Raw genomic sequence first — 7,048 nt, forward strand, 5'->3', positions numbered from 1 at the left:
CTGTTACTGTTAACGGTAAAAATTATTTAACAAATGTTATTGGTGATAAAGGAATAACATGTGACAAAATTAACCTTATAGCTAAAGAACAAGTATTAAAACAATTGAGAAATAAGTAACTCATAAAAAAATAAAAAGGGGCTATCCTAAGCAGTATGTTTACAACTTACTTAGGGAAGCCTCTACATCTTTCAAGGAGTTTTTTCGGCTCCTTTTTCAACAGTGAATAATTAAGGCTCATGTAGACAAACTTATGGTAGGCTCTGGTTATAAATTGAGTAACTTGTTTAATTATTTTACAAGTTGTAAATTTCATCATCCATATAAAATAATGATTACAAAAAGGAGGTATGGCTCCATGAATCAGAATAATTGCGACCTTTCACCGATGAAACAATCATTAAAAAAGGATATCGTCCAAGTTATTTCAGCCCTGCAGAGCAGCTTAGAAACAATGGATAATGAAAATTATTGCCTTCTTGGAAATTTTGAAAAAATAAAAAATCAATTTGTACATATTGAAATGAAAGCAGCTACTTTTTATTTAAACTGTTATTTATCTCCGTTTACGGATAAATATCCGGAATTATCAATCTGTGTACAAAATATGTCTGATCGGAGACATGGAGGATTAATTGTTATTAAACGAGAGGATTCTCTTGAATCTTTGATTCATCCTGGTATCTCAATAGGCGCAGAATTGAGCCATACTTTATTGGAATCAATTTTTTTTCCGGGAAATCCTCTACATGATGGGGCTGTGTTGGTAAGTCAAAATCATATCGTCTCCGCAGCTAATGTCCTCCCACTTTCTGACAAATATACGGGTGATAAAAAACTAGGTACACGTCATCGCTCTGCACTAGGTTTATCCGAAAAAAGTGACGCTCTTGTGCTTGTTGTATCTGAGGAGACGGGTAGAATCTCATTTGCTTTTAATGGAAGCTTGCACCCAATCACTACAGGAGAAATAATTTGAAGTTATAACCTAGGTTTTTCTAAGTCAAACGGAGAAGCCTAGGTTTTTAATTTAATTAAAACTCTTAAATTAAATATCTCAAATTAAAAACAAAATGTTTGCCCTTTTATCAATTGCCTAGTAAACTGAAAGTAGGATGCCTGAAAAAATTCAGTTGAGGTGTATGAACATGGAAACATTTGAACAGGTAGTTAGAGTAAGACGATCAGCAAGTAATTTTTTGGAAAATAATCCAATTTCAAAAAAAGAATTTGATGAAATTTTTGATCTTGTAAAAATGGGACCGTCTGCATTCAATCTCCAGCATACAAATTATCTAGTAGTAATGGATCCAGAGTTGAAGTTAGGCGTAAAAAAGGCAGCATATAATCAACATAAAGTTGGAACTGCTTCAGCAGTAATTATTGTTCTAGGTGATAAGAAGGCTTATCAAGATGTGGGGCAAATCAATGAAGGACTACTTGCTTTAGGAATATTAAGCAAACAAGAGTATGACAATGAAATACAAGATGTAACGTCTTTATATGATCAGAGAGGAGAAGTATTCCAGCGTGATGAAGCCATTCGTAATGCTTCACTGTCAGCGATGTTATTCATGCTTGCTGCTAAAAGCAAAGGCTGGGACACTTGTCCGATGATTGGGTTTGACCCAGAACAATTGAAAAAATTATTATCCATATCTGATCAATATGAACCAGTATTAATGATTGCCCTTGGAAAGGAAAAAGTACAGAGCAGAAAACCAAGAGGGTACCGTAAACCAGTAGACGAATTTGTTACATATATTTAAATGATCATGCAAAAAGTTATTTAAAAAACTGGTTTCCCATTTATCTATAGGAAACCAGTTTTTTGTTATTAAATAATCTTTTTTGGAATCATAAATTCCCTTACTAGGATACCTGATTGGGGAAAATGTAATCCCAATTGCCAGGCCCCAACCCCTCTTAGACGATAATTAACCATTAGCTGAAGTTTTTGAGCTCGGGCCCTTGAATCTTCGAACCACACAATATGTCGCTTACCCGTTTCGTCTCGATACTGATAGAAAGGCTGCTGATATTCTGATGAATATTGGATTGGCACTTGATATTTCATAGCTGTTTCTACTGCAGTAGAGACAGATACGGCACGGGCACTTTCTACTGTTCCATTTGCCATTGTCCAATTATATCCATAGCGTGGAACACCAAGGATAATTTTATTTCCTCTCATGTGATTAAGAGCATACTCGATTGTTTTTCTCACTTCCCCAATGGGAGCAGTAGGACCAGGTGAACTGCTTGTTTCGTGCCAGTCATAAGCCATAATAAAGACAAAATCAACAGCTGCTCCAATTCCTCCGTAATCATAACCTTTTAACCAAGAAATTTCGTCACTTGTTTTAGCCGGTACCGCTACGGATGTATAATATCCTTCAGGCCTCAATCGATCACTTAAAGAACGTAAGAAGCCACTATACAAATCCCTTTCACTTTCGCGAATCCGTTCAAAATCAATATTTACACCTGCATATCCTTTTGTTTTGACAAGGTTGTAGATATTATTAATTAATCTTTCTCTAATTTCAGGAGTATTTAATACTTTTCTCGTTAATTCGGGACTAAATCCTGTCGGGGTCAAATTCGTGATAACGGCAAGGGGTGCAACCTTATTCTCTTTCACAATTCGAATAAGTTGCTGATCATCTAAAGTGCTCAAACTTCCATCTTCAAGAACATGGTATTCAAAAATTCCAAAAAAAGTATTAATCGGTGCGAAGGTTTGGACGATTACTTGATTCTTTTCAGGTGTAGAGGGTGTTATATAACTAAAACCTTCAGCTTCATACTTAAGTCTAGGGGGCAAATATAACCTCATTCCAACCATTAATATATCGGAGTGCAACCCGTTATATAAACGAATAGTTTCTATTGAAATTAAACTCATTTGAGAGATGGAATAAAGTGAATCCCCGGGCTGAACAATATATATATTAGTCGGAATTAGCAAATCTTGACCTGGTACTAATCTATCTGTTTTTAATCTGTTTATGTTGCGTATACTATCCATAGAGACTTGGTATTTAGTTGCAATCGAAAACACAGAATCACTCTCTTTAACGACATAAATAAACATGGCAACCCTCTTTTCGAAAATAAGTATTAGTTTAAATATATGTAATTGTTTTTATTGAATGTTGGAAATAAATTAAAGTGAAGGAAATACAAAAAGGGAATCGTTTATAATACATAAATTTTGGAGGAATACAAATTGTCTGATCTCTATTCACGTCTTTCCAAGGATAAAGCTGCGCTTCTTCTAGTGGACCATCAGACCGGACTCATTTCCGGCCTTGTCCGTGACTACGGTGTAGACGAATTCAAGAATAATGTTTTGGCTTTGGCCAATACTGCTAAATTTTTTAATCTGCCCGTCATCATGACCACAAGCTTTGAGAATGGTCCCAATGGACCGCTTATGCAAGAACTCGTCGATCTCTTTCCAAATGCGCCAAAGATCTCTCGACCAGGTCAAATCAACGCCTGGGACAACGAGGATTTCGTCAAGGCGATTGAGGAAAATGGCAAGAAACAACTGATTATAGCCGGTGTGGTGACCGATGTCTGCGTTGCTTTTCCGGCACTTTCCGCAGTGAAGGCAGGTTATGAAGTATTTGCTGTCGCCGATGCTTCCGGAACTTTCAACAAGCAGGTGGCGAACGCCGCATTAATGCGTATGGCTAATGCAGGAGTACAGCTCATGAATTGGTTTAGTGTGGCAAGCGAATTGCAACGCGATTGGCGCAACGACAAAGAAGGATTTGGCGCCCTGCTTGCAGGCCATCTTCCGGGTTATCAAAATGTAATCGGGAGTTATACGGGGGCTCAGCGCGACCTAGGCAATCAATAACTAAATTAACAGTGATTAACTTATCGGATCAAAAACGCAGCAAATTTGCTGCGTTTTTGATTATGAGAGGTTTAACTTGATTTCTATTCAGTTGAGTGGTAAAGTGATAATTAGGTTAATGTTAGGGAGGGGAAACGAGTTGCGTAATAATACGATGGGGTCTTTAATATGGTTACGCTTAATGCGTTTTACGAACCGCAGTAACCAGCTTTCGAATGATTTTTTAAAGCGTTTTGATATTACAACAGCACAATTTGATGTGCTCGTGCAAATACAAGTTTATCAGCCGCTAACGCAAATGGAGCTAGCTGATAAAGTAACAGTTACGCAAGGTGGTATTTCCCGAATGCTTGTACGGCTTGAAAAAGAAGGTTATATAGTGCGCAAGCAAGATTGGAAAACAAAAACGATCAGTCTCACTGAAAAGGGTGAAGCGATTTTAGATGAGGCGATGCCAGCTCAACTCGCGTTTCAATCGTCATTTTTTGATGAGGTTTTAAACGAGGAAGAAACGAAAACATTGTACACTCTGATGACTCGTATCCATAAACATAGCCAAAAAAAAGAATTACCGCCTTTGTAATTTTTTTTTGCATTATCGCTTGATTAATCAAGTTGAAAAACCAGTGCCTAATTTTGGTTATAATTAGTTTCAAATTTTCGATTGACTTAAGTTCTAGTTTGATATATTATTAATTCGAGATAATTAAATCAAAGACATCTAAAGGAGACTTAAAACATAATGAATATTCTAGTAGTAAAAGCAAACAACCGCCCAGCATCTGAAGCAGTATCAACTAAAATGTATGAAGCTTTCATGAATAACATTGAAGGTGTAAACGTAACTACTTACGATGTATTTGCAGAAGATATGCCTTACCTTGGTCAAGATTTATTCAGCGCTTTCGGTAAAGTAGCGTCTGGCGAAGAAATGACAGACGTGGAAAAGCGTATTTTGGCTGCTAAACAAAAAGCAATGGATGCAGTAACAGCTGCAGATGTAGTTGTATTCGCGTTCCCATTATGGAACTTAACAATCCCAGCTAAATTACAATCTTTCATCGACTATATTTACCAAGCTGGATTTTCTTTCAAATATGATGAAAATGGCAATGCGGTACAATTATTAACTGACAAAAAATTCGTTGTTCTAAGTGCTCGCGGAGGCATTTACTCATCACCAGAAGCAGCACCAATGGAGATGGCTGCTACTTATATTAAAAATGTATGCGGCGGAGTATTTGGTATGAAGCTTGTTGATGAAGTGATAATTGAAGGACACGCTGCTATGCCAGCTCAAGCCGAAACGATTATTGCTGAAGGTTTAGCAAAAGTAGAAAATGTAGCAAAAGGTTTATCAGCTGTTACAGTATAATTATTAAATTAAAAATACAAATATTTAAATACAGCCCCAAAATTGTTAAGCGAACAATTTTGGGGCTAATTTATTTCGGAAGATCAAAGCAAATGAAAGATTTAATTAGAAAACTGTTTTATTTAAGTCTAGTTATTTGCTCACTGATTCAGTAGTATTAATATAGTTGTCAAAATTATCATCAAAATTGGAAGTGAGCAATAGATGAAACTTATTATTGCGGAAAAGCCTGACCAGGGAGTGACGCTGGCTTCCGTTTTTAAAATGAAGAAGCATCAAGGGTTTGTAGAAATTTTTCCAAATGATGTTTTTCCCCAAGGAGCCTATGTGACATGGGCAGTAGGCCATCTATGCCAGCTGGCAGCACCAGAAAAATATGATTCTGCGTGGAAGAAATGGTCACTGCATTCATTGCCGATTATTCCATCACAATTTGAATATGAAGTGACGAAAGATAAAGCAAAACAGTTTTACATAATAAAAAATCTTCTTTCCGACCCTAAGCTGACAGAAGTTATCCATGCGGGGGATGCAGGCCGTGAAGGAGAATTAATTATTAGAAATATTCTCCGTATTACTAAATCGAGGCTTCCGATGAAAAGGCTTTGGATATCTTCGTTAACCCCAAAAGCCATTAAAGATGGTTTCCAATCATTACTGGAAGAATCAGAAACACGTAACCTTTATTATGAGGCATATACGAGAGCATGTGCAGACTGGGTCGTAGGGATGAACGCTTCTCGCCTATATAGCCTTCTTCTCCAGCAGCAAGGGTTTTCTGATGTTTTTTCAGTAGGAAGGGTGCAAACACCAACCCTTGCCTTAATTGTAAAAAGAGAAAACGAGATTCAGAGCTTTGTATCAGAACCTTTTTGGGAAGTCCAAGCCCAATTTAAAATAAATGGAAAAAAATATACGGGAAAATGGGAAAATGACGGAGAGACGCGAATAAAGACAAAGGAGCTTGCCGAAAAAATTGCTGCTTTTTGCCAAAATAAAGAAGCAGAGGTCGCAGAAGTTCAGGCAGAAAAAAAGGAATTTCTTCCTCCGTTACTATTTAATTTATCAGCACTTCAGGCAGAAGCAAATCGCCGCTTCAAGCTACCTCCAAAAAAAACCTTAGATGTATTACAAAAGCTTTATCAAAAAGGGATCGTTTCCTATCCTCGTTCTGATTCGAGACATGTGACAAAAGGGGAAGCAGAGCTATTTCCGGAAATCCTGAAAAAGATCGGACGAATCAGTGATTATCAACCCTTTTTCCCTTTGCCGACAAATTCACTAGTTCATAATAAAAGATATGTGAATGACAAAAAAGTAACAGACCACTATGCCATTATTCCTACTGAGCAAGTACCAAGCCTGGAAAAGCTCTCTCCTGATGAAAAAAAGCTGTATGATCTCATCGTGCGAAGTCTTATTGCCGCACATTATGAAAAGGCTGTCACCGAATATACGACCGTGAAAACACTCGTTGAAGGGAGAGCTAAATTCCTATCAAAGGGGAAGGTTCAGCTTGAAGAGGGGTGGAGGAAGGTCATTCCGCAGGTGGAAAAAGACAATGAACCAGAATTGCCTCCATTACAAAAAGGAGAAAAAGGCAATGTGATAATGGCAGAGGTAAAAGAAAGTAAAACCCAGCCGCCTAAAAGATACACAGAAGGTCAGCTTATTACACTCATGAAGACAGCTGGCAAGCATATAGAAGACAAAGAACTGGAAAAAGTGCTTATGAAAACCGAAGGTCTTGGAACAGAAGCAACAAGAGCAGGCATTATTACAATGTTGAAAGACCGTAATTA

8 protein-coding genes are annotated in these 7,048 nt (G+C 37.3%); 7 read left to right on the forward strand and 1 reads right to left on the reverse strand.

The window, feature by feature from the left end; translation table 11 throughout:
- From V7149_RS26570 to V7149_RS17030, 3 genes are all read left to right on the forward strand, one after another.
- A partial coding sequence (locus V7149_RS26570) for a BA3454 family stress response protein (RefSeq protein ID WP_438824125.1) occupies positions 1-119 on the forward strand: 119 nt, incomplete at its 5' end.
- Positions 120-358: 239 nt separating this feature from the next.
- Positions 359-979, forward strand: a complete 621-nt coding sequence (gene cdaS, locus V7149_RS17025) for a sporulation-specific diadenylate cyclase CdaS (protein ID WP_335346801.1) — start codon at positions 359-361, stop codon at positions 977-979.
- Positions 980-1,148: 169 nt separating this feature from the next.
- Complete coding sequence (locus V7149_RS17030; RefSeq protein ID WP_335346802.1) at positions 1,149-1,769, forward strand: nitroreductase family protein; 621 nt, start codon at positions 1,149-1,151, stop codon at positions 1,767-1,769.
- Positions 1,770-1,837: 68 nt separating this feature from the next.
- Here V7149_RS17030 and V7149_RS17035 read toward each other — a convergent pair whose 3' ends face one another.
- Positions 1,838-3,097: a glycosyl hydrolase family 18 protein gene (locus V7149_RS17035; RefSeq protein ID WP_335346803.1), complete on the reverse strand. Its 1,260-nt coding sequence runs from the start codon at positions 3,095-3,097 to the stop codon at positions 1,838-1,840.
- A gap of 135 nt (positions 3,098-3,232) precedes the next feature.
- On the opposite strand from V7149_RS17035, the gene ycaC reads away from it, so the two are divergent.
- From ycaC to V7149_RS17055, 4 genes are all read left to right on the forward strand, one after another.
- The gene (gene ycaC / locus V7149_RS17040) at positions 3,233-3,871 is read left to right on the forward strand and encodes an isochorismate family cysteine hydrolase YcaC (protein WP_335346804.1); all 639 of its coding nucleotides are present in this window, start codon (positions 3,233-3,235) and stop codon (positions 3,869-3,871) included.
- A 139-nt stretch (positions 3,872-4,010) separates the two neighbouring features.
- Positions 4,011-4,454 (forward strand): MarR family winged helix-turn-helix transcriptional regulator, encoded by a 444-nt coding sequence (locus V7149_RS17045; RefSeq protein WP_335346805.1) that lies wholly within the window; start codon positions 4,011-4,013, stop codon positions 4,452-4,454.
- Between the two features lie 159 nt (positions 4,455-4,613).
- Positions 4,614-5,246 carry an FMN-dependent NADH-azoreductase gene (locus V7149_RS17050; RefSeq protein ID WP_335346806.1) on the forward strand — a complete coding sequence of 211 codons (633 nt, stop codon included), beginning with the start codon at positions 4,614-4,616 and terminating at the stop codon, positions 5,244-5,246.
- A gap of 204 nt (positions 5,247-5,450) precedes the next feature.
- Positions 5,451-7,048, forward strand: a 1,598-nt coding sequence (locus tag V7149_RS17055; RefSeq protein WP_335346807.1) for a DNA topoisomerase 3, incomplete at its 3' end; no start/stop codon positions are given.

The sequence above is a fragment of the Bacillus sp. JJ1503 genome (assembly GCF_036965125.1).
Classification (GTDB): domain Bacteria; phylum Bacillota; class Bacilli; order Bacillales; family Cytobacillaceae; genus Cytobacillus.